The sequence below is a fragment of the Ruegeria sp. I3 genome, from assembly GCF_056532525.1.
The window spans coordinates 278,024-298,127 of sequence record NZ_JBQFNI010000001.1 but is presented as its reverse complement, the minus strand read 5'-3'; the positions used below and the strand labels follow the sequence as shown (position 1 = coordinate 298,127).

General features: G+C 59.8%; 24 protein-coding genes. 8 read left to right on the top strand and 16 right to left on the bottom strand.

Going from position 1 to position 20,104, the window contains the following annotated elements:
• Window positions 1-93 precede the first annotated feature (93 nt).
• A complete protein-coding gene (locus tag ACR0L9_RS01585; RefSeq protein ID WP_170402342.1) occupies window positions 94-1,083 on the top strand; it encodes a glutathione S-transferase family protein in 990 nt (329 codons plus the stop codon).
• Here the strand turns inward: ACR0L9_RS01585 and ACR0L9_RS01580 are convergent.
• Complete coding sequence (locus tag ACR0L9_RS01580; RefSeq protein ID WP_008756687.1) at window positions 1,065-1,427, bottom strand: response regulator transcription factor; 363 nt, start codon at window positions 1,425-1,427, stop codon at window positions 1,065-1,067. The genes ACR0L9_RS01585 and ACR0L9_RS01580 overlap by 19 nt on opposite strands.
• 181 nt (window positions 1,428-1,608) lie before the next feature.
• Between ACR0L9_RS01580 and cobD the strand changes: the two genes are divergently transcribed.
• Genes cobD through ACR0L9_RS01565 form a run of 3 tightly spaced genes read left to right on the top strand, consistent with a single transcriptional unit; the run spans window position 1,609 to window position 4,667 of the window.
• Window positions 1,609-2,574, top strand: a complete 966-nt coding sequence (gene cobD / locus ACR0L9_RS01575; protein ID WP_480894918.1) for a threonine-phosphate decarboxylase CobD — start codon at window positions 1,609-1,611, stop codon at window positions 2,572-2,574.
• Window positions 2,571-3,491 (top strand): adenosylcobinamide-phosphate synthase CbiB, encoded by a 921-nt coding sequence (gene cbiB / locus ACR0L9_RS01570; RefSeq protein ID WP_480894482.1) that lies wholly within the window; start codon window positions 2,571-2,573, stop codon window positions 3,489-3,491. Before cobD ends, cbiB begins: the two co-directional genes overlap by 4 nt.
• Window positions 3,492-3,503: 12 nt before the next feature.
• On the top strand, window positions 3,504-4,667 hold the full coding sequence (locus ACR0L9_RS01565; protein WP_480894481.1) for a lytic murein transglycosylase: 1,164 nt from the start codon (window positions 3,504-3,506) through the stop codon (window positions 4,665-4,667).
• Between the two features lie 10 nt (window positions 4,668-4,677).
• Here the strand turns inward: ACR0L9_RS01565 and ACR0L9_RS01560 are convergent, their stop codons facing one another.
• The 5 genes from ACR0L9_RS01560 to ACR0L9_RS01540 form a co-directional block, all read right to left on the bottom strand.
• Window positions 4,678-5,475: a class II glutamine amidotransferase gene (locus tag ACR0L9_RS01560; protein WP_170648503.1), complete on the bottom strand. Its 798-nt coding sequence runs from the start codon at window positions 5,473-5,475 to the stop codon at window positions 4,678-4,680.
• Window positions 5,476-5,600: 125 nt separating this feature from the next.
• Window positions 5,601-5,954 carry a hypothetical protein gene (locus tag ACR0L9_RS01555; protein WP_480894479.1) on the bottom strand — a complete coding sequence of 118 codons (354 nt, stop codon included), beginning with the start codon at window positions 5,952-5,954 and terminating at the stop codon, window positions 5,601-5,603.
• A gap of 53 nt (window positions 5,955-6,007) precedes the next feature.
• Window positions 6,008-9,463 carry a chromosome segregation SMC family protein gene (locus tag ACR0L9_RS01550; RefSeq protein ID WP_480894477.1) on the bottom strand — a complete coding sequence of 1,152 codons (3,456 nt, stop codon included), beginning with the start codon at window positions 9,461-9,463 and terminating at the stop codon, window positions 6,008-6,010.
• Between the two features lie 141 nt (window positions 9,464-9,604).
• Window positions 9,605-10,000, bottom strand: a complete 396-nt coding sequence (locus ACR0L9_RS01545; RefSeq protein ID WP_170392642.1) for a hypothetical protein — start codon at window positions 9,998-10,000, stop codon at window positions 9,605-9,607.
• 45 nt (window positions 10,001-10,045) lie between these two features.
• Complete coding sequence (locus ACR0L9_RS01540; RefSeq protein ID WP_480894475.1) at window positions 10,046-11,239, bottom strand: aminotransferase-like domain-containing protein; 1,194 nt, start codon at window positions 11,237-11,239, stop codon at window positions 10,046-10,048.
• 151 nt (window positions 11,240-11,390) lie between these two features.
• On the opposite strand from ACR0L9_RS01540, the gene ACR0L9_RS01535 reads away from it, so the two are divergent.
• Complete coding sequence (locus ACR0L9_RS01535; RefSeq protein ID WP_170392644.1) at window positions 11,391-12,161, top strand: FadR/GntR family transcriptional regulator; 771 nt, start codon at window positions 11,391-11,393, stop codon at window positions 12,159-12,161.
• Between the two features lie 81 nt (window positions 12,162-12,242).
• Here ACR0L9_RS01535 and ACR0L9_RS01530 read toward each other — a convergent pair whose 3' ends face one another.
• The 5 genes from ACR0L9_RS01530 to ACR0L9_RS01510 all read right to left on the bottom strand — a co-directional run bounded on the left by ACR0L9_RS01530 (window position 12,243) and on the right by ACR0L9_RS01510 (window position 14,813).
• Window positions 12,243-12,803: a F0F1 ATP synthase subunit B gene (locus ACR0L9_RS01530; protein ID WP_170392645.1), complete on the bottom strand. Its 561-nt coding sequence runs from the start codon at window positions 12,801-12,803 to the stop codon at window positions 12,243-12,245.
• Window positions 12,804-12,808: 5 nt separating this feature from the next.
• Window positions 12,809-13,360 carry a F0F1 ATP synthase subunit B' gene (locus ACR0L9_RS01525; protein ID WP_170392646.1) on the bottom strand — a complete coding sequence of 184 codons (552 nt, stop codon included), beginning with the start codon at window positions 13,358-13,360 and terminating at the stop codon, window positions 12,809-12,811.
• An 86-nt stretch (window positions 13,361-13,446) separates the two neighbouring features.
• Window positions 13,447-13,671, bottom strand: coding sequence for a F0F1 ATP synthase subunit C (locus tag ACR0L9_RS01520; RefSeq protein WP_005981269.1), 225 nt, complete (start codon window positions 13,669-13,671; stop codon window positions 13,447-13,449).
• A gap of 48 nt (window positions 13,672-13,719) precedes the next feature.
• Complete coding sequence (locus ACR0L9_RS01515; RefSeq protein ID WP_170392647.1) at window positions 13,720-14,478, bottom strand: F0F1 ATP synthase subunit A; 759 nt, start codon at window positions 14,476-14,478, stop codon at window positions 13,720-13,722.
• Window positions 14,479-14,480: 2 nt separating this feature from the next.
• Window positions 14,481-14,813, bottom strand: coding sequence for an AtpZ/AtpI family protein (locus tag ACR0L9_RS01510; RefSeq protein WP_170392648.1), 333 nt, complete (start codon window positions 14,811-14,813; stop codon window positions 14,481-14,483).
• A gap of 231 nt (window positions 14,814-15,044) precedes the next feature.
• Between ACR0L9_RS01510 and ACR0L9_RS01505 the strand changes: the two genes are divergently transcribed.
• A complete protein-coding gene (locus ACR0L9_RS01505; protein WP_170392649.1) occupies window positions 15,045-15,377 on the top strand; it encodes an ArsR/SmtB family transcription factor in 333 nt (110 codons plus the stop codon).
• On the opposite strand, the gene ACR0L9_RS01500 is transcribed toward ACR0L9_RS01505, so the two are convergent.
• The 4 genes from ACR0L9_RS01500 to ACR0L9_RS01485 form a co-directional block, all read right to left on the bottom strand.
• Window positions 15,374-15,787: a universal stress protein gene (locus tag ACR0L9_RS01500; protein ID WP_170402365.1), complete on the bottom strand. Its 414-nt coding sequence runs from the start codon at window positions 15,785-15,787 to the stop codon at window positions 15,374-15,376. The two genes, ACR0L9_RS01505 and ACR0L9_RS01500, sit on opposite strands and share 4 nt — an antisense overlap.
• Window positions 15,788-15,868: 81 nt before the next feature.
• Window positions 15,869-16,147: a hypothetical protein gene (locus ACR0L9_RS01495; RefSeq protein WP_170392651.1), complete on the bottom strand. Its 279-nt coding sequence runs from the start codon at window positions 16,145-16,147 to the stop codon at window positions 15,869-15,871.
• 57 nt (window positions 16,148-16,204) lie between these two features.
• On the bottom strand, window positions 16,205-17,116 hold the full coding sequence (locus tag ACR0L9_RS01490) for a DMT family transporter (protein ID WP_480894473.1): 912 nt from the start codon (window positions 17,114-17,116) through the stop codon (window positions 16,205-16,207).
• Window positions 17,113-17,991 (bottom strand): LysR family transcriptional regulator, encoded by an 879-nt coding sequence (locus ACR0L9_RS01485; protein ID WP_170513380.1) that lies wholly within the window; start codon window positions 17,989-17,991, stop codon window positions 17,113-17,115. Before ACR0L9_RS01485 ends, ACR0L9_RS01490 begins: the two co-directional genes overlap by 4 nt.
• A 120-nt stretch (window positions 17,992-18,111) precedes the next feature.
• Here ACR0L9_RS01485 and ACR0L9_RS01480 point away from each other — a divergent pair, with 120 nt between their 5' ends.
• Together ACR0L9_RS01480 and ACR0L9_RS01475 are read left to right on the top strand one after the other, a co-directional pair.
• Window positions 18,112-18,693 (top strand): NAD(P)H-dependent oxidoreductase, encoded by a 582-nt coding sequence (locus ACR0L9_RS01480; protein ID WP_170648517.1) that lies wholly within the window; start codon window positions 18,112-18,114, stop codon window positions 18,691-18,693.
• A gap of 64 nt (window positions 18,694-18,757) precedes the next feature.
• Complete coding sequence (locus ACR0L9_RS01475; protein WP_480616295.1) at window positions 18,758-19,498, top strand: aspartate/glutamate racemase family protein; 741 nt, start codon at window positions 18,758-18,760, stop codon at window positions 19,496-19,498.
• Here the strand turns inward: ACR0L9_RS01475 and ACR0L9_RS01470 are convergent, their stop codons facing one another.
• Complete coding sequence (locus ACR0L9_RS01470; RefSeq protein WP_480894471.1) at window positions 19,499-20,029, bottom strand: prolyl-tRNA synthetase associated domain-containing protein; 531 nt, start codon at window positions 20,027-20,029, stop codon at window positions 19,499-19,501.
• Window positions 20,030-20,104 lie beyond the last annotated feature (75 nt).

Here is a 20,104-nt window from a genome sequence, read left to right as displayed (position 1 = left end):
GCGCGCATGCAGGCCTGATGCGCGCCCGGTGAAATAGGATCGGGGCGCAAGACGGCCTATCTTTGACCCAATCGCAATGCGAAAGGAATAACGATGGGCCTGCTTGTCGACGGCGAATGGCATGACACCTGGTATGACACCAAATCCACAGGCGGGGCATTCAAACGCTCGGCCGCACAGTTTCGCAACTGGATCACCGCCGATGGCGCGCCCGGCCCCTCGGGGCGCGGCGGGTTCGAGGCGGAATCGGGGCGCTATCACCTCTATGTCAGCCACGCCTGCCCTTGGGCGCACCGCACACTGATCTTTCGTGAGTTGAAAGGGCTGAGCGACCATATCTCGGTCTCGGTCGTGCATCCGGATATGCTGGATAAAGGTTGGACCTTTGAGACCGACGACCATGGCGCGACCGGCGACAAACTGTTCGGATCAGAATTTGCCCATCAAATCTACACCCGTGCTGACCCTCACTATTCGGGCCGCGTTACGGTTCCGATCCTGTGGGACAAAGTTGAGAAAACGATCGTGTCGAACGAAAGCTCGGAAATCATCCGCATGTTCAACTCGGCTTTCAACGGGATCACCGGTAACACCGACGACTACTGGCCCGAGGCGATGCGGGACGAGATTGAGGAGGTCAACGCGCGCATCTATTCCGATGTCAATAACGGGGTCTACAAATCCGGCTTTGCCACCTCGCAAGAAGCTTATGACGCCGCGGTTGGCCCTCTGTTCGACACGCTGGACTGGCTTGAGGATCGTCTGGCCCGGAACCGCTATCTTATGGGTGACCGCGTGACCGAGGCCGACTGGCGCCTGTTCACCACATTGATCCGGTTCGACCCGGTTTATCATTTACATTTCAAATGCAACAAGCGTCGGTTGGTGGACTACCCGAACCTCTGGGCCTTTACGCGGGAGCTATATCAATGGCCCGGCGTGGCGCAGACAGTGAACATGAACCACATCGTGCGCCACTATCACTACAGCCATGACAGCATCAATCCGCACCGAATTATTCCGGTGAATCCAACGTTGGACTATTCAGAACCTCATGGGCGGGATCAGCGCCCCGCCGCGTAGTGTTCGACCATGGCCGCCAGATCCTCGGGCGGGGTCGAGCTTTGGACATAGGCGCAGGCATTGGCGCTATGGGCAAAGATTGATCCGTCCGAGAAGAATGTGGTGTTGGTGACGAAGATCACTCGCGCCTCGGGCCTGCGATAGCTTGCGAAATCGGCAACCGCCAAGGCGCTGCCGGTTTCCAGAACCAGATCCAGCACGATGATATCGAATGCGGTGCCATACAGCGCCAGGATCGCGGCCTCTTGCGTTTCGACCAGCGTGACTTCGGCCTCCTGCCTTTGCAGATGCCGCTGCCAGACCCGACCTAGATCGGGGTTACTCTCAACAATCAGTACTTTCATTTGCAACAACCTCGGCACGTGATATGGGTGAGTGGTGCCGACCCCTGTTGTCCGTGATCACGCGATTTCCTTAACAAAGTGTTAACAAGGCCCGCACAGCGCCGTGATCGGGCGGATTCGCTTGTAAGAACGGCAAAAATCCGCTTGAAGCATGAGAAATAGGCGATTCCGGCTGGGGCAGATGGTTGGACAGGATGACAGATTGAACCCTCGGGCTGCGCGCGATCATGGCGGAGGGCTGGATGGCGCGATGACGCGGTTTGGGGGCACGCGCGCAGACTGGATCGATCTGTCCACGGGGATCAATCCGCATGCTTATGAGGTCTCGGGCCTGCAGCCTCCGGACTGGATGGAACTGCCGGATCATGGCGCGTTCGAACGCCTCTCGGACGCGGCGCGGGTGTTTTGGAACGTGCCTGATGGGGCCGAGATTCTGCCATCGCCTGGTGCCTCTGCGGTGATTGCCCGCGTGCCCGCGCTGACCAAAGCCGGCCGCGTGCAGATCACGATGCCCACTTATAACGAACATGCCGCTGCATTCACCGCTCAGGGTTGGACGGTGCACGAGAGCGGCCCGGCTCAGGCACATGTCATCGTAAACCCCAACAATCCTGATGGGCGCATCTGGCAGGACGCGGATGTCGACGCGCCGCTGACGGTGATCGATGAAAGCTTCTGCGACGTAACGCCCGAAGCCTCGCTGATTCATCTGGCCCAGCGGCCCGGCATCGTGGTGCTGAAGAGCTTTGGCAAATTTTGGGGGTTGGCCGGGTTGCGACTGGGTTTTGCAATCGGCCATCCCGATCTTATTGCGCGGTTGAATGACCTGACGGGACCATGGGCCGTATCCGGCCCGGCACTGCGGATCGGCGCGCAAGCGTTGCACGATGTAAAATGGGCTAATGAAACGCGCATGCGTCTAGCAAATGAAGCAACACGGTTGGATCAGCTTGTAACGGCCAAGGATGCGCGGCTGATTGGCGGCACCAGCCTGTTCCGCCTCTACGACGTTGATGACGCGACCGCCTGGCAAGACCGATTGGCGCGGGCGCATATCTGGAGCCGTATTTTTCCCTATTCCCGGACCTACCTGCGCCTTGGATTACCGCCAGCAGATGGTTGGGCCCGGTTGGAAGCAGCGCTGTGAGCACCGCGTTCCTATTGGTCTGCGCTATGTGTCTGGACGCAGCATTGGGTGAGCCTGATTGGCTGTGGTCGCGGATTCGCCACCCTGCCGTACTGATGGGCAACGCGATTGGCTGGCTGGACAACCGGCTGAACCATAGCGCGTATCGCCGCCTCAAAGGGGTTGCGACGGTGCTCATCCTGGTTGCGGTGGCACTCATCCTTGGCCGGTTGCTGGAGCTGCTTGGTCCGATCGTCGAGATCGTGGTCTGCGCCATTCTTCTGGCCCAGAAATCCCTGATCACCCATGTTCGCGCAGTAGGTGAAGGCCTGTTGAACTCGCTTACCGAAGGGCGCGCGCAAGTCGCCATGATTGTCTCGCGCGATACGCGGGACATGACCGAGGCGCAAGTGGCGCGGTCCGCCATCGAAAGTGCCGCCGAAAACCTGAGCGACGGGGTGATTGCCCCTGCCTTCTGGTTTCTGGTCGCAGGTCTGCCGGGGCTACTGGTTTACAAGGTCGTCAACACCGCCGACAGTATGATCGGTTATCGCAACGACAAATACCGCGCCTTCGGCTGGGCAGCGGCGCGGCTGGATGATGTGCTGAACCTTGTCCCGGCACGCCTGACCTTCGTAATGATCGTCGCGCTGTCCAGCCAATGGTCGCGCTGGGGAGAGATGGTTGAGGATGCACGCCGCCATATCTCACCCAACGCAGGCTGGCCCGAGGCCGCGATGGCACGTGCGCTTGATATCGCACTGGCCGGACCGCGCAGCTATGATGGCCAGATGCGGGATCTTGCTTGGGTGAACGGGAATGCGCGGCAGAATATCGACGCGGCGGAGGTTTTTCGCGCATCAGACATGCTCTGGCAGGTATGGGGGCTTGCGCTTGGGCTCGTGTCGGTGTGGGTTGGGTTCAACTTCATATTCTGACGGATCAGACCCATGCGTTTCCTTTCCGGCCTTATTGCCGCCGCCCTCTTCGCCTCGCCTGCACTCGCCCAATGCGGCGGCGGGTTCAATACCTTCGTCAAAGGGCTGAAAGCCGAAGCCATTCAGCAGGGTTACGACAAATCCACCGTCAACAGCTTTTTCAGGGGCGTGCAGCAGGACGGAGCCGTTCTGAAAGCCGACCGCGCGCAGGGCGTATTCCAGAAACCATTCATCGACTTCTCGCGGCGCCTGATTTCACAGAACCGGATCGACCGGGGCAAGGCCATGTCGGGCAAATACGACGCGGTGTTTGACCGGATTGAGCAGGAATACGGCATTTCGCGCGGTGTGCTGCTGGCATTTTGGGCGTTCGAGACCGACTACGGGTCCTTTCAGGGCGATTTCAACACTCGCAACGCGCTGGTGACGCTGGCCCACGACTGCCGCCGCCCCGAGTTGTTCCGCCCGCAGATTTTCGCCGCGATCAAGCTGTACAGCCAGGGCAATTTTGACCCGGCCCGCACCACCGGAGCCTGGGCCGGTGAAATCGGCATGGTCCAGATGCTGCCCCGCGACATTCTGGAAAACGGCGTGGATGGGGACGGAGACGGCAAGGTTTCGCTAAAAACCTCGGCGCCAGATGCACTGATGTCCGGGGCCAAGATGCTGTCGCATCTGGGTTGGCAACCGGGTCAGCCATGGTTGCAAGAGGTCACCGTGCCCGCGCAGATGGACTGGTCTCTCTCTGGCCCCGGCAAGCCCCGCTCAGTGTCCGAATGGCAGGCGATGGGCGTGCAGGCGCGCAGTGGGTCGTTGGCAAATCTGCCTGCCTCACTGATCCTGCCACAAGGGCACAAGGGCCCCGCCTTTCTGGCTTACCCGAATTTCGACGTCTATTTCGAATGGAACCAGAGCTTCGTTTACGTCCTGACCGCCGCCTATTTCGGCACACGGCTGGAAGGCGCGCAGATCTACGACGCAGGCAACCCCGCGCCGGGGCTGACGGGCGCGCAAATGAAACAGTTGCAGAGCAAACTGCAGGCGCGCGGGCACGACGTAGGCAAGATCGACGGCATCCTTGGGGCCGGAACGCGTGCGGCTGTGCAGGCTGAACAACTGCATCTGGGTTTGCCAGCCGATGCGTGGCCAACGACAAAGCTGCTGAAGCAGCTATAAGGGTCAGCGCCTAGGCAACCTTTGCAGGTTCACGTTTCACTGACGGATCAAACGCATGGATAGATACCAGCGAGCCTTCTGTGACGATGGCGGTATTGGGCTGTATTTCAACCCAGCCGTCACTGTCTGCATCAAGCGGTTCGGACGATATCACTATCCCGTCTTCTGAGGTTCGGTAATGCAGACTGGGTGCATAACGATCAGACGCATAGCGCGCCGCAAATACACGCTTGCCGTCTGACCAGCACGCAGCAAACCGCATATAAGGCGACGATCCGCATTGTCGGGACAGCGCTTCCACCCGCCCCACGGCCCGTGCCATTGCGTCGATCGGATTTGAATCCAGACCTTCGCCATGAGCAATCAAAAAGATCGCTTCACTTTCTGTCGCACCCATTCGGTGCCCGTATAAATGTGCCGGGATCATAGCATCGAGCTGCTGCCGGATTTGGTCATGCCCTCCAGCCTGGCCATTGTGCATGAAGCTCCATTTGCCAAATCCAAATGGGTGACAGTTGTTGCGCGAGGTCGCAGTGCCTGTCGACGCTCTTACATGGGCCAAAAACAGTCGTGATCGTGTGTGATGAGCCAGTTGTTTGAGATTTGCATCGGACCACGCGGGATGAGTGTCCTTGTAGAAACAAGGCGTTTCGCGATCAGAATACCAGGCCAGTCCAAACCCATCGGCATTGATTGGTGTCTTCCCGATCAACGCGTTGCGGCTCTGGATGACAAGCGATTGCTCTTGCTCCTGGATCAATTCATCCAGATATCGCTGCTCCCCAACCCAAGCCAAAAAACGGCACATTTGGCATCCCCATCAGTTTTTCGATCCAGGGCATTCTACAACTTGAGGAGATGGTAATTATCCCGTTATCTTCCGTTTTTGCTCAAGCTCTCTATCAAAATATCTAATTGATCGGAAAAAACAGATCAATTACTCGCTCTGACCGGATAGCGGTTGCCTTTCTCATCAATCAGGATCAACCGCTCGCCACTGCGGACATATAGGTCGCATCGGCTGAACCCGTTACGATATGCGATGCAAACGCTGCCGTCCCCGGCGATGGAATAGGTGCCAAAGGCGGATTCGCCGCTGGCATAGGTATAGGAATAGGCCCCTCCGGCCGAGTATTTGGACTGACCGTCATCATAGAATGTCAGAGTCTGGCCCGCCAAAGCCTCAAGCTCTTGCGGAGAAAGCCGCTGGTCCCCGGGTTTGGTGGCCCATTCGGCGGCCGCAAGTGGGGTGGCGCATAGCAGAAAAAAGATCAGTGATCGGGTCATACGCTACCCTAACCCGGCAAGCCGGGAATGGGTCATAACGTTGCGGTGATCGCTCAGGCGACCATCTGCTCGGCTTTTTTCAGATCGACCGAGACCAGTTGGCTGACGCCCTGTTCCTGCATGGTCACACCGAACAGCCGATCCATCCGCGCCATGGTCACCGCGTGGTGGGTGATGATCAGGAAGCGCGTGTCGGTCTGGCGGCACATCTCGTCCAGCAGGTCGCAGAAGCGGGTGACGTTGGCATCGTCCAGCGGCGCGTCAACCTCATCCAGCACACAGATTGGGGCCGGGTTTGCGAGGAAGACACCAAAAATCAGCGCCGTTGCGGTCAGGGTCTGTTCGCCGCCCGACAGCAGGCTGAGGGTCGAAAGTTTCTTGCCTGGCGGCTGGCACATGATCTCAAGGCCCGCATCCAGCGGATCGTCACTTTCGACCATGACCAGATTGGCCTCACCGCCACCGAAGAGGTGTTTGAACAGCATCGCGAAATTCGAGTTCACCTGTTCGAACGCGGTCAGCAGACGCTCGCGTCCTTCGCGGTTGAGGCTGGCGATACCGCTGCGCAGGGCCTTGATCGCCTCTTCCAGATCAGCCTTTTCGCCGTTCAGCGTGTCGAATTCTTCCTGAACTTCCTTGCTGTCCTCTTCGGCCCGCAGGTTCACCGCGCCCATCGCATCGCGCTGGCGCTTGTGGCGATTGACCTCGGCCTCAAGCGCGTCAGCGGCGGGTATCTGGTCGGGGTTCACGTCCAGCTGGTTCAGCAACTGGTTCGGCGTCAGTTGCTGATCCTCGGCAATCCGTTCGGCTGCCGCGACGACGCTTTCCTTAGCCGCGTCGCATCGCGCCTCAGCGGCTGCGCGGGTCTCGCGGGCTTCCGAGGCCAGACGTTCAGCCTCGCGCTCGGCAAGAACCACCTCGCGCTGCGCTGTTTCGGCTTCTGCCAGCTTGTCAGCGGCTTCGGCCCGGCGGGCTTCGGCGGTTTCGATCAACTCGTTCAGTTCTTCCCGCGCCTCGGCGATTTCGCTGGGGGCCGCCATCGCCTCGGTCAGTTCTTCTTCCGAGCTTTCCTTGCGTTCGGCCAGTTCCGATATCCGCTTTTCCGCCGTTTCCAGACGATGCCGCCAACCGCTGAGGTCCTTAGTCACCTCCTGCGTGCGCCGGGTGCGCGCCTCGCCCTCGCGGCGCAATTCATCATGCGTTGAGCGGTGGGTCAGCATGGTGATCCGCGCCGCCTCGACCGTCTGCTTGATGTCCTCGACTTGCGCGCGGGCGCTGTCGAGATCGCCCAGGCCAGTCAACGCGCCTTCAGCCTCACGCAGTTGTGCACGGGCGGACATGGCGTCTTCCTTATGACGGTCGACCGCGAGTGTCAGTGTTTCCAGTTTGCCCTGCGCCAGATTGCGATCCGCCTCGGCCCGGCTGAGCATCCGCGCGGTTTCGGCCATGCGCTGATCGGCGGCGCGGCGGGCATCGCGCGCGCGGCGGTCGGCTTCGGTGACGTCAGCCAGTTGCTGCGACAGCGCCTCATGCGCGGCGCGAGCACCGTCGGCCTGCGCTTCGGTGCGGGCCAGTTCCTGTTTCAGCGCCTCAAGCTTGTTGAGCTGTTCCAAACGCAGGGCGGCAGCGCTTGGTGCATCCTCGGCCCAGGCGCGGAATCCGTCCCAGCGCCACAGATCACCCGAGCGCGACACCAGTCGTTGACCCGGTTTCAACGACGCCTGCAGGCGCGCGCCCTGATCCGCATCGACCAGACCGATCTGCGCAATACGGCGACTTAGGCGGTCGGGGCCGGACACATGCAACGCCAGCGGCTCGGCCCCATCGGGCAAGGGCTGGTCGCTGTCATAGCCCGCTACCTGCACCCAACCTGAAGGTCCGTCGCCCTCGACCAATGGTGCACGCAGGTCATCCGCCAGCGCAGCCCCCAATGCCTTTTCAAAGCCCGTTGCCACCCGCAGCATGTCGAGCACTTGCCCACCCTCAGCCGTGTCGCGTTCGACCAGCTTGGCCAGCGCGGTGGTCTCGGCCCTTATCGCGCCCAGTTCACCCTCGGCCTCGGAGCGTTTGGCGCGGGCCTCGGCCTCACGCGCCTGCGTGTCATTGCGCAGCTCGTCGGCGGCGGCCAGCGCTTCTTCCGCTGCTTCAGCAGCTTCGCGGGCTTCTTCCTCACCCTCCTGCGCGGTCTCGAACGCCTCGCTGGCGCGGGAAAGGGCATTGCGCGCCTCGTCCACGGCGGCGCGGGCCTTTTCTTCCTCGCCCTCGGAACGAGCCAGTGTCTTGCGGCTGTCTTCAACCAGTCGTTGCGCCGATTGGTGGCGGGCCACCAGACGGGCCATGTCTTCGGTTTCCTGCGACAGGTGATCTTCGCGATCCTGCAACACCGACGCGGCCTCGCGCGCAACTTCTGCAGCTTCAGCGACCTTTTCGTCATAGCCATCGGCGGCTTTTGCAAGCTCGCGGGCCTCCCATTCGAGCCGTTCGATCATCTCACCCGCATCCCGGTTCAGACCGGATTCGCGTTCGATGTCGTTGCCCAATTGCTGGATACGGTTGGTCAGAGTCTCGATCGTCTGGCGTGCGCGGGTTTCCTGATCCGACAGCTGATCGCGTTGTACCTGCTGGCGCTGCAGGACGGCTGCGGCGATGGCCTCTTCCTCACGCAGGGGCGGCAGGGTTTCCTCGATCTCAGCGCGTTTGGCGGCGGATTCACGGGCGGATGCCTCGGCGCGAGAGGCTTCGGTGATCCGGTCGCGTAGCTTTTCCTCGGCCGCCTGACGGGCCATGTCGGCCTCTTTCCAACGGCGATAGAGCAGCATCCCTTCGGCCTGACGCAACAGCTCGCCGATCTCACGATAACGCGCTGCCTGACGGGCCTGACGGGCGAGTTGCGCCAACTGCCCGCCCAACTGTTCCAGCACGTCATCCACGCGGGTCAGGTTGGCCTCGGTGCCTTTCAGTTTCAGTTCTGCCTCGTGGCGGCGTTGATAAAGCCCGGAGATGCCGGCGGCCTCTTCCAGAATGCGACGTCGTGCGCGGGGTTTGGCGTTGATCAGTTCGGCAATGCGGTTTTGCCCCACCAGCGCAGGCGAATGCGCACCGGTCGAGGCGTCCGCGAACAGCATTTGAACGTCGCGGGCGCGCACGTCCTTGCCGTTGGTCTTGTAGGCACTGCCCACATCGCGGGTGATGCGGCGGACAATTTCCAACTGGTCGCTGTCGTTGAAGCCGGATGGCGCCAAACGTTCCGAGTTGTCCATCGTCAGGACCACCTCGGCAAAGTTGCGCGCAGGCCGAGTGGCAGCGCCCGCAAAGATCACATCTTCCATCGCGCCACCGCGCATGGATTTGGGACGGTTTTCACCCATCACCCAGCGCAACGCTTCCAGCAGATTGGACTTGCCGCAGCCATTCGGACCAACCACTCCGGTCAGCCCGTCCGCGATGATCAGATCGGTCGGGTCCACGAAGCTTTTGAAGCCTGTCAGTTTGAGTTTGCTAAAGCGCAATGGCTGCTCTTGGTATGATTCCTATGGGTAAGAAGTCTGCGCAACGGATGGGGGAGGTGTCAACGTGATTGCGCAGGATATGGGAGATTGGACCAAGTTATCCACAACATCTTGGCAAAACTACGCGGAGTCTCGCGTATCTCAGTAAGGCGAGCATTCAAAGACCTGATATCCGTAGTCTTCGTAATATCCGTAATCAACGCATTCATAGGGACGGCGAAGGAGTGCGCCGAAAATCAGTTTTTCCCCCAGTTCCTGGTCGCAGCCCAGCACGCCCACAGTGACGGCCGCATCGCCAAGAACGTCCAGAAGCGGACAGCCCGAGACCTGCGCCATGGCCAGCGCGGCCCGGTCACGGATCGGACCCAGACGCGGCGCGTATTGCGGGTTCACGCGGACGGCCTCGGCCAGTTCATTGCGGACGCGGACGTCGAAGATACTGCCATTCACCGCGACGCGCGTTGCGGGCAAGTCGCGAAAATAGGGTGTACCACCCGAGCAGGCGGCGAGGCACAGGAAAGCGAGCACGCGGATCATGCTGCTTTATTAGCGACAATATGGTTAATGAAACCTTTCCCCGGTTCAGGCGCGCAACACTTCTCCTAACCGGCATATACCCTCGCGGATCGTGTCCTCATCCGAGTTGGAAAAACTCAGTCGAATGGTATTCGACCCGGTGTCGTCGGGATAGAAAGCCTGACCGGGTACAAAGGCCAACTTGACCGTTTCCAGCGCCCTCGCCAGCAGGTCGGCGCCGTTCATTTCCTTGGGCAGAGTGACCCAAATGAACATGCCACCCTCGGGTCGGGTCCAGTCGACGCCATTGGGCATGTGCTGGTTGAGCGCCTCAAGCATCGCATCGCGGCGCGCGGCATAGGTCTGGCGTAGCATGGGGACATGAGTGTCGAAGCGATCCCGTGCCACCTGATACACCGCCATCTGGTTGATCGTAGAAGAATGCAGATCAGCCGCCTGTTTCAGCAGCACCAGTTGCGAGATCACCGGTTTTGCTGCAACCACCCAACCCAGCCGCAACCCCGGTGAAAGAGTTTTCGAGAAGCTGCCGCAATAGATCGTCCGGCAGTTCTCGATCGATCCCTTGCGCGCCTGTTCTAACGCGAGGATCGGAGGGATCGGATCGCCGTCATAGCGCAGTGCTTGATAGGCTCCGTCCTCGATTACTGCGCAATCCAATTCATCTGCCAGATCGAGCAGCGCCTCCCTGCCCCGCAAATCGGCCGTCTCACCAGTCGGATTTGCAAAATCGGCGGAAAGATAAGCGAATTTGATCGGGCTGTTACCGGCGGCGGCCTGGTATTCGGCAGCCCCACGATTGCCATTGATGCTAAGCTGGTCAAAGCGCGGCTCATAAGCGTCAAACGCATTGAGCGCGCCCAGATATGTGGGCCACCCAACCAACGCAGTATCACCCGGTGACAAGAACAACTTACCCAAGTAATCCAGCGCTTGCTGCGAGCCTGAGGTGATCAGGATGTTGTCGATGCCGCACGTAACGCCGATCCCACGCATATGGTCGGCCAGCCATTCACGCAGCGGGGCATAGCCCTCGCTGACCGAATATTGCAGCGCCTGCGCCTGTTGATCTGGGCTAAGCGCATTTTGAAACGCTTCGGCGAAAGCCTCTGCTGGAAACAAAGCGGGGTCGGGAATACCGCCTGCGAAGGAAATGATACCGGGCTCGCCCAGCAGTTTCAGCAATTCGCGGATTTCGGAAGCCTTCATCCGAGCGGTTCGGGTGGCGTAGAGCTGATCCATCGTAGGGGGCCTCCTCCGCCCTTGGGACGCAGATTAGGCAATGCGCCTCTTATGTCAATAATTCTGACCTAATGTTTCAACCTCTGTGAGCGACTTGAACGCCCCTTACAAACGTGGTCAAGTGACTTGACCAATTCCAAGTGGTAGCCAGATGCCTTTTCAAAAAGTTCAAACCGAAAAACTGTCACTGGCTGTTGTGCGCCAGATCGAACTGCTGATCCTGCGCGGCATTCTGCGCCCCGGAGAACGCCTGCCCTCGGAACGGGAGCTGGCCGAGCGGATGGGCGTGTCGCGCCCGTCGCTGCGCGAGGCAATCTCGGACCTCCAGGAGCAGGGATTGCTGACTGCCAAGGCCGGATCGGGCATCTATGTGGCCGAGGTTCTGGGCTCGGCCTTCGCGCCAGCTTTGATCCGGTTGTTCGGCAATCACGACGAGGCAGTGTTCGACTATCTCTCATTCCGGCGTGACATGGAGGGTCTAGCGGCTGAGCGTGCCGCTCGCATGGGCTCGGGCAGCGATCTGAAGGTGGTGCAGACCATACTGGACAAGATGGAAGACGCCCACGCCCGCAATGCAGCCGAAGAAGAGGCGCATCTGGACGCCCAGTTCCATATGGCGATCATCGAGGCCAGTCATAACGTGGTGATGCTGCATATGATGCGGTCGATGTTCGATCTGCTGCGGCAGGGCGTATTCTACAACCGACAGATCATGTTCCAGCAACGCACCACCCGCGACGCAATTCTGGACCAGCACCGAGCCATCAACACAGCCCTGCAGGACCGCGACCCGAAAGGGGCACGGAAGGCGGTCGAAGATCATCTGAACTTTGTCAAAAGCTGCATGGCCGATCAGCAGAAGGCCCTGCGCAATGAAGAGATAGCGCAACAGCGTTTGAAGCACGAGACTGGAGAGGTCTGATCCTTCAAACTGGAAGCCACGAAAAGAAAAAACCCGAGAGCCTGAAGCCCTCGGGTTTTTCAAATCATATGATCCAGGCGATCAGTGTAGCTTTTCACCCACATCCGCGATGGATGCATCGATCAGCTTGTTCGCCTGCGTTGCGGTCATCTGTTTGGCCAGCACGGCGTTGGCTGCCGAAACCGCTACGGTGATGGCCTGATCGCGGACTTCCTTGACGGCAGATGCCTCAGCCGATGCGATCTGATCCTGCGCTGCCGCGAGACGGCGCGCGATGGATTTTTCCAGATCCACCTTAGCTTGTTCAGCCGCCAGAACCGCGTCTTCCTTGGCCGCGGCAACGATAGCTTCGGCCTGACCCTGAACTTCGCGCTGCTTGCGCTCGTACGAGGCCAGCAGACTGCGTGCTTCTTCATGCAGGGCGCGGGCTTCGTCCAGCTCGGCTTGAATACCTTCGGCGCGATTGTCCAGCGCACCACCGATCATACCGGGGACCTTGAAGTAGAACAGGACCGCGATAAAGACGATGAAGCCCAGAGTGACGACAAAGTCAGTGTTGGCAAGCGAGAAGAACGGGCCGCTTGCGGCCAGCGCGGGGCTGGCGGCACCAACGGTCAGGATAAGGGCAAGAGTGTTCCGCATGTCACTTATCCTTTCGTCTGCGCATCTACTGCACTGTTGATGGCTTTGGCATCCGCCTCGCCGCCCAGTGCTGTGACCAGTTCAGCCGCCGTATCCTTGGCAACCACTTGAATGCTTTCCAGCGCACCGGCACGGATTTCGGCAATTGCCTTTTCCGATTCAGCCGCCTTTGCAGCGATTTCCGCATCCGCCTTGGCAATCGCGTCATCCAGACCAGACTGGATTTCGGCGCGGGCTTCCGCTGCGATACGCTGAGCCTCAGAACGGGCATCGGCCAGCGCTTTGTTATAGGCCTCTTCGGCCTCGACCGCTTTGGCCTTCAGATCTTCGGCCGCAGCCAGGTCATTTGTAATGGTCCCCTGGCGTTCAGCCAGGATTGCCGCGATGCGGGGCAGAGCCACGCGGGACAGGACCAGAAAGATGACGACCAGCGTGATGACCAGCCAGAAAATCTGGTTGGGGAACCAATCGAAGCAGAGCTGCGGCATCCCGACGGCGTAGCCGCTGGAATCAACGCATGTGCCTACTACTTCTTCAGCAATGGGTTCAGTCGCCATGATGTCCTCCGTCGGAACGTTGTCTTTACAACAGATGGGCCGCTATGGCTTGGGCCCATCTGCGCGTAAGGATCAGGTTCCGCAGATTATACGGCGAACATCAGCAGCAGCGAGACCAGGAATGCGAAGATGCCCAGCGCTTCTGCGAACGCGATACCGATGAACAGGGTTGCGGTCTGCGAAGCAGCCGCCGAAGGGTTGCGCAGGGCGCCGGCCAGGAAGTTGCCTGCAACGTTGCCCACCCCGATTGCGGCTGCGCCGGAACCGATTGCTGCCAGGCCTGCGCCGATGTGTGCGAGATCGCCTTCCATGAGAATTCTCCTTACGATTTGGAAGTTTCGATGTTGGGGGTTCGGACCTTAGTGCGACGGATGCAGCGCATCTTTCAGATACACACAGGTCAGAATGGTGAAGACGTAGGCCTGAATGAAGGACACGAGGACCTCAAGGCCATACATTGCGGTGATCGCCAGAACCGACACGGGCGAGATCACGGCAATCGCGGCAAAGCCTGCGAACACCTTGATAACCGCGTGGCCTGCCATGACGTTACCGGCAAGACGAATGGAGTGGCTGACCGGGCGTACGAAGTACGAGATCAGCTCGATAATCGCCAGAACAGGGCGCAGCGCCAGTGGCGCGCTGGAGACCCAGAACAAGCCCAGGAACGCAGCGCCGTTCTTGACGAAACCCAAAACAGTCACGGTCAGGAACACGGCCAGCGCCAGCGGGATGGTCACGGCGAAATGCGATGTGGTGGTGAAGGACATGGGCAACATGCCCAGGAAGTTCGCGCAGACGATGAACATGAACAGGGTCATGACATAGGGGAAGTACTTTACGCCTTCCTTGCCGCAGATGTCTTCCAGCATCTTGTAGATGAAACCATAGGCCAGCTCGGCCACCGACTGCATCCGCGTCGGAACAATGGCGCGCTTGGACGTGCTGAGAACCAGCAGGGCAAAGATCGCCGCAATCGCCAGGAACAACCACAGGGTCACGTTGGTGGGCGTGTACCAGGCAATCGCACCGTCGCCGAACAACGGCTTGACGATAAACTGGTCCATTGGATGGAAAGCCAGGCTGCTGCCTTTTTCTGCGGTGGTCTCGGTTGCCACGTTCAGTCCCTCTCGTCCTTCTCGGTCGCGCTTGCGGCCGCTTGTTTCTCTTGAACCTCTTTCGCGCTGCGGAGCATAACCTTCACGCCCGCGACAAGGCCCAGCAATGTGAATAGCACCAGAAAGATCGGGATCGTCCCGAGCAGGCTGTCCAGCCCGTATCCGATGCCAAATCCGATCCCCAGACCGGAAACCATTTCGATGACCATCCTCCAGGCAAGCTCGCCTCCGGATACGTCAGCATCCGCACGAGGTTTCGGCGCTTTGGCCTTTTTCGCCGCTTCGATCTTGGCCTCCAGCTGCGCCATACGCTGCTTTTGGTCATCTTCGGTCACGGGCGTTTCCCTCGCACAGTCTTGGGTAGGGTGCTAAGGGGCTGAGGGCGCAGAGTCAACGGCAATGAAGCCGCAGCATGAACGTCGCTATGTATATGATTTTTATATTAAAATCACAGATCGCGTGAAACCTGCCGATGGCGTATAGTTCGCTGACCGGGCGGATAAGCCTGAATCCGCATATTCAACCAAATGGTTGACCAAACTCACAGGCTATGGTTCAGCGGAACCATGTCCAACGACCTCGACACTGTCTTCGCAGCCCTCGCCGATCCCACCCGCCGTGCCATCTTAGCGATGCTGCTGGAAGATGACATGGCCGTCACCGACGTGGCCGAACCGTTCGAAATGTCGCTGGCCGCGATTTCAAAGCATCTGGTGATCCTGACCAAAGCAGGTCTGATTTCTCAGGAAAAACGCGGACGGGTGAAGTGGTGCAAACTAGAACCCGACGCGCTTCGTGCGGCCTCGGTTTGGATGCAGGGGTTCGGACAGTTCGAACCGGTCAATCTGGATGCGTTCGAGCGGTTTCTTGAAGTTGAACTGCCCCCGGATGAGGCCTAACGCACAACTAAGACCGACATGCTGGCGTGTTTGGCCAGATATCCCGCGTGGCTGGACAGGATATAGTCTGTGATCCGGGGTGCGTGGGTTCCCACAACAATCAGATCGGCCCCCATTTCCTCTGCTGCGTGGGTCAGGTCCTTGTCGATCTCGACCGCGACATCAACCGAATGAATGTTGCGTGTGTCCACCTGCGCCCCGCTTTGCATCGCGATTTCATTGGCGCAGGTCAGCAATTCTTGTTTGATCGCGTCTGTTGTCAGGTGGCTATCCCCAGGCTGCGGGCCGGTGACGCTGACGATGGTCACTTTTGCGCCCTGCCATTTGGCCAATTGCGCCGCAACCTCGGTGGCTTTCTTGACCTCGGGCGGCAAGTGCAGGTCGACCGGGACCATGATGTGTTTGAACATATTGGCGTCCTCCTGATCCTGAGATATGTCGAACCGGGCAGTTCGCCAGTCTGACCCGTCGGGACGATCCAAACGGCAGGCTCAGCCCTCGCGGCTATATTCCACCCCGGTCACAACCCCCGTTGGGTCGGCACGACAGAGCCACGGAGCCTCGGCCCCTGCCACGAATACGCTGGTGACCGAGCCTGTCGGGCTGGACTGGGTAGACATCGCTTTGACACCATCAGGCCCTGTGCCGGTTTCGGCGCCCACCAGAGCTTCGCAGCTGGCTTGCAGGTCCGCCTCTGCAGCGTCTTTCGCGCTACCGGGGGCACAGGCGGACAGCGCCAGCAATGCGGGAATAAGTGACATTGTTTTCATGGCCCAGCTCCTTGGTGGTGACAGGCAGGCTGCCACATCAGGTAGAAATCACAAGCTTCAATTCGAGCGCACAGGAGTGTTTGCAGGCGCGTCTTCTCCTTTCAGCAGCAACAACAGCGCAACAGCGGTGAGCCCGGCACCAATCAACACCAATGCCGTCGGCGCAGGACGTCCCAGGGCGATTTCCCACAGGATCACCCAGCTGGGCGTCAGGTAAGTGTAGGCCATGACCTTTGCCGCGGGCAAACGCAGGGCTGCAAACTGAACCAGTACAAAACTGGCGGCGGTCGCAAACAACGAGATATAAAGCAGCGTCACCCAGACAATCCCGGGAAGGTTGCCCCAATCTACTGCACGTATATCGGACCAGCCCCAGACCGTCAGGATCAAACACCCCGCAACCAACGTACCGAAGGTGAACACCACCGCAGGCTCGCCCCGGTTCAATCGCCGTATCATCGGCGTATAGACGGCGTGCGCGGCGCAACCCCAGAAATAGATGATCTCGCCGCCTCCGATCTCGAAGACCTGAAAGGCTTGCCAATCCGCTCTGAAGATCACCCACAGCGCACCGACCGCACCGACCGTCAGGGCCAGCGCCATGCGTGGGGTGGTGATCTGGCGCAGCAGCACCCACCCGGCCAGCGCCGACATGACCGGGGTCAGCGTAAAGACCGCTGCCGCGCTGACCGGGGGAGCGGTTTTCAATCCGTAGAACATCAGGACAAAGTAGGCTCCGAACAATCCGCCAAGAACCAGATAGCGCCATGGTGCCCGAGCCGCGCTGCGCGGAATGCCCGTTGTGGCAATCGCAGCGATGCCGATCACAACCGCCGCAATCGCAAAGCGCGCTGCCGTGATCGCCGACGGTGCGATCTCATTTGCCGCCATTGAGCCAAGCGAGAAACTGCCCGCCACCAAAGCCGAGAATGTCAGCATGGCCAGATGGCCGCGCGCCTGCGGTGTCACGGCAGCCAGCCCTTGGATTGATCTTTCAGGAAGGATAGAAAAGCCTGCACCTTAGTGGTCCGGTGCAGATCCACATGAGTCACCAGCCACAGCTTGCCAGACCACTCGGGCAACGGTGCCATCACCTCGACCAGATCGGGATCGCGCGCGGCCTCCCAACGGGCCATAAAGCCGATGCCTGCACCGGCCAGAACAGCCTCTCGCATACAGAAATTATTGGTGCAGCGGAAAGTGATCGCCTGCTCCGGCGCGTTGGCACGCAGCCAGCGGGAAAACGGCGCGCGGCTGTTTTCGTCATCATTGCCGACGAAGTGGTGATTGGCGAAATCTGCAACGTCCGCGGGTTTGCCGTGGCGCGCGAGATAGGCCTTGCTGGCGAATAGTCCGACCTCTTGTGGAATGAACGGCTGCACCACATTGTCCGGTTGATCCGGCGCGGCCCCGGCGCGGATCGCCACATGCGCCTCGCCATATTCCAACCGGAACAGGCGGTCGCCGGTCAGATAGCGCACAATCAATCCCGGGTGGGTCTGCTGGAACTCGGTCAGCGTCGGTACGATGAGCGGGGCCAGTGAGGCCAGTGAGGTGACCACGATCTCGCCCGAGACATCGTCTCCGCGCCCCTTCATGCGACCAACCAACTGGTTGAATTGATCTTCGGTTGCCTGCGCGACCCGCAACAAGTCCTCACCCGCTTCGGTTGGTGTGTACCCACGCGCGTGACGCTGGAATAGTTTGACGCCCAACCGTGCCTCGATCGCATCGATATGGCGGATCACGGTGGCGTGGTGCACACCCAGCACATCCGCCGCGCCGCTGACCGTTCCCATGCGCGCCACCTGATAGGCGGTTCTCACTTCATCCCAATTGTCCATTGCATCTGATCCAATGTGCAAATTCTAACAATGCTTGTTGATATATCCGAGTTTTGTTCATGCACGCAACAGCCATATTGGGGCAACAGAAGCTAATTCCGCAACAAAGGACGCCCCGAAATGACCAAAACCATCCTGCATATCGACGCCTCGGCCCGCCGCACTGGATCTGCCACCCGCGATCTGTCCGACCGCGTGGTTCGCCACCTGAACGCCAGCCGCATCATCCGCCGCGATCTGGCCACCCCCCTGCCCCTGCTGACCGAAGACTGGATCGGCGCCAATTTCACCCCCGCCGAACAGCGTGACGCGGTACAGAAAGACCTGCTGGCCCTGTCGGACGAATTGGTGTCCGAGTTGCAAAAGGCCGACACGATCGTCATCGGCCTGCCGATCTACAACTTCTCAGTTCCCGCCGCGTTCAAGGCCTGGATTGATCTGGTCGCCCGTGCCGGTCTGACATTCTCCTATTCCGAAGAAGGACCGAAAGGTCTGCTGGAAGGCAAACGCGCCATCCTTGCTGTTGCATCAGGCGGTACGGCGGTGGGCTCCGAGATCGACTTTGCCACCACCTATGCGCGCCATGTTCTGGGCTTCATCGGCATCCATGATGTCGAAGTCATCGCCGCAGATCGCATGGCACTGGACCCCGAAACAACCCTGTCCAATGCGCAGAAAGCTGTCACCAAACTGGCAGCCTGATTGACCTGCCCCCCTTGAACCGTCCAGTCTGCGCCGAGGCAAATCGGCAGACTGGGCGTTTCACATGAAAAAGATTGGAATATTGGGCGGTGTTGGCTGGGCCTCAACTGTCGACTACTACCGGGCGATCGCTGAAGGCGCGGGTCGGTATTTTGCTGAACGCGGCCACGGATCGCCGCTGCCCATCCCACCCATGACCATCGAATCCGTCACCCAAGCCAAAACCCGCGCCTTGCGCGGCGTGGCCGGTGACGAAGACAGCTGGGCCGCTTTCGACGCGGTGTTCCGCGAAGCACTGCTGACTTTGGAACACGCAGGCTGCGATTTCGGCATCATCGCCTCCAATACGCCACACGCGCGGCTTCACGCGATCCGCGAAGGCGTCTCCATGCCTATTCTCAGCATTTTTGACGCAACCGCCGACGCGACCGCCTCGACCGGTGCCACCAATGCTTTGGTCCTTGGAACCGCAGTCACTATGCAGGCCACAAACTATGCCGACCGGCTGGCCGCCGAGGGTATCACGGCAAACACACGCCTGCCCGAGCCTGAGATCGCCGAGATGCAGGCGATGATCGACAGTGATTTCTACGGCGGCGCATCCGACACCGCACATGCGCGCCTGCTGGCCTTCTGCAACAAACACGCCACACCCGGAACCGCGATCTTGCTGGCCTGTACCGAGTTGCCTCTGGCCTTCCCCGATCATCTGGACGATCCGGTGTTCGAGGCGGACGGTCACCTGTTCGTCAACCCCTCCGCCGCCCATGTCGCTGCCGCTTTGAACGAAGCGCTTGAAGGGTGATCACGGCAGCCAGTTTATCTCGCACCCGATCTTATCAAAGAACACCATCAGTTCTTCGCGCGACAAAACGACGGTTCGGTCGTTGACCAAAGGGTGCATGTTGATGACATCGGCCTGTTGCGCGGCGGCGTCCATGAAGAACTTAACGTTGTTCTCAACGCCGTTGATCATCGCCAGCGGACTGACCGCGCCAGGGCGGATGCCGAGGTTCTGGAACAGCCTATCCGCCGAGCCGAAGGACAGGTTGCCAACCCCCAACTCCGCGCCCAGCGCCTTGAGGTCGATCTCGCGGCTCTGTTCCAGCGTCACTAGATAATTCCGCTTTTTCTTGTCGCGCAGATACAGGTTCTTAAGCCGCAATGTGTTTTCACCCGGCACCATGAACTGGCCTTCCACCCCCTTTGCATCCTCAACCGTGCGCAGCGGGATATGTGTATGCAACCGATAGGGCAGCCCCCATTCATCCAACTGCGCCAAAAGCGCATCCGAGCTGAGCGGCAACGTATCCTGAAATGCGGATGATGCGTCCATGGGAACCTCCTCGTATGGCGCGCTCATCGCCCAACCGACAGGTAAATTCAAGCCACGACAGGCGCGGCATTCGGT

Excerpts from the sequence above, each read along its gene's own strand:
- ACR0L9_RS01585 (WP_170402342.1), top strand. The coding sequence starts at position 94 with ATGGGCCTGCTTGTCGACGGCGAATGGCATGACACCTGGTATGACACC.
- ACR0L9_RS01580 (WP_008756687.1), bottom strand. The coding sequence starts at position 1,427 with ATGAAAGTACTGATTGTTGAGAGTAACCCCGATCTAGGTCGGGTCTGG.
- cobD (WP_480894918.1), top strand. The coding sequence starts at position 1,609 with ATGGTTGGACAGGATGACAGATTGAACCCTCGGGCTGCGCGCGATCAT.
- ACR0L9_RS01565 (WP_480894481.1), top strand. The coding sequence starts at position 3,504 with ATGCGTTTCCTTTCCGGCCTTATTGCCGCCGCCCTCTTCGCCTCGCCT.
- ACR0L9_RS01560 (WP_170648503.1), bottom strand. The coding sequence starts at position 5,475 with ATGTGCCGTTTTTTGGCTTGGGTTGGGGAGCAGCGATATCTGGATGAA.
- ACR0L9_RS01555 (WP_480894479.1), bottom strand. The coding sequence starts at position 5,954 with ATGACCCGATCACTGATCTTTTTTCTGCTATGCGCCACCCCACTTGCG.
- ACR0L9_RS01545 (WP_170392642.1), bottom strand. The coding sequence starts at position 10,000 with ATGATCCGCGTGCTCGCTTTCCTGTGCCTCGCCGCCTGCTCGGGTGGT.
- ACR0L9_RS01540 (WP_480894475.1), bottom strand. The coding sequence starts at position 11,239 with ATGGATCAGCTCTACGCCACCCGAACCGCTCGGATGAAGGCTTCCGAA.
- ACR0L9_RS01535 (WP_170392644.1), top strand. The coding sequence starts at position 11,391 with ATGCCTTTTCAAAAAGTTCAAACCGAAAAACTGTCACTGGCTGTTGTG.
- ACR0L9_RS01530 (WP_170392645.1), bottom strand. The coding sequence starts at position 12,803 with ATGCGGAACACTCTTGCCCTTATCCTGACCGTTGGTGCCGCCAGCCCC.
- ACR0L9_RS01525 (WP_170392646.1), bottom strand. The coding sequence starts at position 13,360 with ATGGCGACTGAACCCATTGCTGAAGAAGTAGTAGGCACATGCGTTGAT.
- ACR0L9_RS01520 (WP_005981269.1), bottom strand. The coding sequence starts at position 13,671 with ATGGAAGGCGATCTCGCACACATCGGCGCAGGCCTGGCAGCAATCGGT.
- ACR0L9_RS01505 (WP_170392649.1), top strand. The coding sequence starts at position 15,045 with ATGTCCAACGACCTCGACACTGTCTTCGCAGCCCTCGCCGATCCCACC.
- ACR0L9_RS01500 (WP_170402365.1), bottom strand. The coding sequence starts at position 15,787 with ATGTTCAAACACATCATGGTCCCGGTCGACCTGCACTTGCCGCCCGAG.
- ACR0L9_RS01495 (WP_170392651.1), bottom strand. The coding sequence starts at position 16,147 with ATGAAAACAATGTCACTTATTCCCGCATTGCTGGCGCTGTCCGCCTGT.
- ACR0L9_RS01485 (WP_170513380.1), bottom strand. The coding sequence starts at position 17,991 with ATGGACAATTGGGATGAAGTGAGAACCGCCTATCAGGTGGCGCGCATG.
- ACR0L9_RS01480 (WP_170648517.1), top strand. The coding sequence starts at position 18,112 with ATGACCAAAACCATCCTGCATATCGACGCCTCGGCCCGCCGCACTGGA.
- ACR0L9_RS01475 (WP_480616295.1), top strand. The coding sequence starts at position 18,758 with ATGAAAAAGATTGGAATATTGGGCGGTGTTGGCTGGGCCTCAACTGTC.
- ACR0L9_RS01470 (WP_480894471.1), bottom strand. The coding sequence starts at position 20,029 with ATGGACGCATCATCCGCATTTCAGGATACGTTGCCGCTCAGCTCGGAT.